A 2,372-nucleotide genomic window follows, 5' to 3' on the forward strand; every position below is an offset into this window, starting at 1 on the left:
CTACCTTTTAAATGCTTTGCACGTTCATAATTTAATTCCACTGCAAAATACCTCCTTTCTATATTGGACTTGCTATAATATATGAAAGGAGTTATTAAGTTGCGAGGGCAATTACCATTCCTAGTACCTTTTAAATCTTTATTAAATATATACGTTTCTTGTTGAATTAACAGGGGCTTATGTTGAGTATTGATGTTGCTGCGGCAGCATCTTTTTTCTTTGTATGCTAACGGGCAGGAAATTTTTAGAAGGAATATTGGCCTTCGTTAAGGAATAAAGGATATCAGAGGTGGATTTATGGATACTTTTGACTACGTTTTTTGGGCGATTTATTGGATTGGTTTAATTATTTGGTCGCTTAAAAATAAAGAAAAAGCAGAATTGCTTCAAATAAAAAATAATTGGAAAAAGGAATTGTTATATTATTTCTTATTTTATTGCCATTTTTAGCTATGGTTTTAACTTTATATTTTTTTTGTTTTCTTATTCAAATCTCTTGGGCTTTGCTTCAACAAAGGAGCAAGGCTTTATTCTTATTGAAGTAAAGGGCAGGTTAGTTAAACAAGAAATGAAAATTCATCTTATAAATTAATATAAAATACACGAGAACATACGTTTGTTAAATGGAACTTTTATGTTATAATATTCTAAAAATTAACTTTGAAAAGAGGAAATATAATGAGTGAGGCAAGTTACATAATAAGTAATTTCAAACAATATTCACCCTGGTTAAAGACATTAGTTGATTTAGAAAACGCATTATGGTCTAAATCAATAGCAAAAGGTAAATGGTCTGTAAGCGAAATAATAGCCCATCTTATGAAGTGGGATAACCATCTATTATTAGAAGTCCTCCCATCGGTACGAAACGAAAAAGGGATGGAGTTTCCTGATTTTGATACCTACAATAAAAAGGCATCAGATTACGTAAAATCAGGTATATCACAATTAAAACTTATTGAAGAAGCGAGAGATACAAGGAATCAGCTTGTAAAAGAACTAAACGAGTTTCCTATTGAAAAATTAAATAAACCCTTACCTGCCAACGGAATAACTCATTGCCCACATACAGGAACACCTTATTCTCTTATGTATATTATTAAGGAATTTACTGACCACGATAACCACCACAAGGGACAAATCACACAATTTTTAAAGGAAAACAACTTGGATTAATTCAAGTTGTTTTTTGAAGCTGTCACGAATAGGCAGGATATTACACCAAATAACAGATGAAATATTGTTTTAATTTAATTTGTGAAACAACACACTTAAAGTAACGGGCAGTTTAGTGTAATAAGGAAAAAGACTTATTTATTTCGCATTTCACCTAATATATAGCCCCATTTGTATATCGATATTAAAAATTTGCAACGTCTTTAAGTGAAAAATAAAAGAGTCAATTTTGGCTGACTCTTTGTTAAGAAAAATATCAATAATTTTAGTGCCTTATAAAAATGATTACTTGAGCATCTCTGATTTGCTTTTTTAAATGGTTGTTTGCTCTGCATATTTTTTGAAATTATTTAGAATCGACTGCCATCCTTGTTGTTGTACCTCAATTGGATTCTCAGTTTCAGAATCAAAAATTACAATTACTTCGGTTTCGTTTTCTTGACCTTTAAAAGTGATTTTAACTTTTCTCCCATCGCCCATTGTATAAGCGATAACCTCATGTAACTTTACTTCATCATAAATGCCACCAAAATCGAAACCAAAACTGCCATCTTTGGCTTCCATTCTGGAAAGGAATTTCCCACCTGCTCTTAAATCATTCTCAGCAAATGGTGTGTGCCAGTCATCCGAAGCTGCGTTCCATTTTGTTATATGAGTTGGCTCTGTCCAATATTTCCATACCTTTTCTACTGGTGATTGAACTGTTGTTTCTACTGTTATTTTTTTAGATGTTTCCATTTCAGATTACCTCCTCTTTAAAACGAGTATTTTTTGGTGGTTTTGTCCACAATAGACGCCTGATTACATTATATGTTAATTCCAAATATTAGGCTACATTTTTCATTGTTGCTTTTACCACCCCTATACTCCATTTCCTCCCTTCCACTAACCTTGTAACAATGGGTTGCGTGCTATGCCTTAGTTGATGAGGATGGATTTTCTTGTTAATGCCCGTTCGTTTTGAAATTTGCTTGATAAAATTTCTTAACTGGGCGATGCTCATTCGATGAGGATGATGTTCAGTTACAAAAATAAAAAGATTGTGAAGAATTGTACTTAAACAAATGGGTGCAAGAGTTAAAGAAAGGGAACTGTCATTTTGGCAGCTTTTCTTGTTCCACTAAAGGGGCAGCATTCCTGTAATTAAGGAAAATGGAGTTTGAACAAAAAAACAACCTCTTGGTAGAATGAAAGAG

At 32.5% G+C, this 2,372-nt stretch carries 3 protein-coding genes; 1 reads left to right on the top strand and 2 read right to left on the bottom strand.

The features are described 5' to 3' along the window. Nucleotides 1-678 precede the first annotated feature (678 nt). Nucleotides 679-1,176, top strand: coding sequence for a DinB family protein (locus G8761_RS26600; RefSeq protein ID WP_166030943.1), 498 nt, complete (start codon nucleotides 679-681; stop codon nucleotides 1,174-1,176). Nucleotides 1,177-1,488: 312 nt separating this feature from the next. On the opposite strand, the gene G8761_RS26605 is transcribed toward G8761_RS26600, so the two are convergent. Beyond that, complete coding sequence (locus tag G8761_RS26605; protein ID WP_166030944.1) at nucleotides 1,489-1,914, bottom strand: SRPBCC family protein; 426 nt, start codon at nucleotides 1,912-1,914, stop codon at nucleotides 1,489-1,491. Between the two features lie 88 nt (nucleotides 1,915-2,002). Continuing rightward, nucleotides 2,003-2,242, bottom strand: coding sequence for a tyrosine-type recombinase/integrase (locus G8761_RS27990; protein ID WP_166030945.1), 240 nt, complete (start codon nucleotides 2,240-2,242; stop codon nucleotides 2,003-2,005). Nucleotides 2,243-2,372 lie beyond the last annotated feature (130 nt).

The sequence above is a fragment of the Neobacillus terrae genome, from assembly GCF_011393025.1.
Lineage (GTDB): Bacteria > Bacillota > Bacilli > Bacillales > Cytobacillaceae > Neobacillus_A > Neobacillus_A terrae.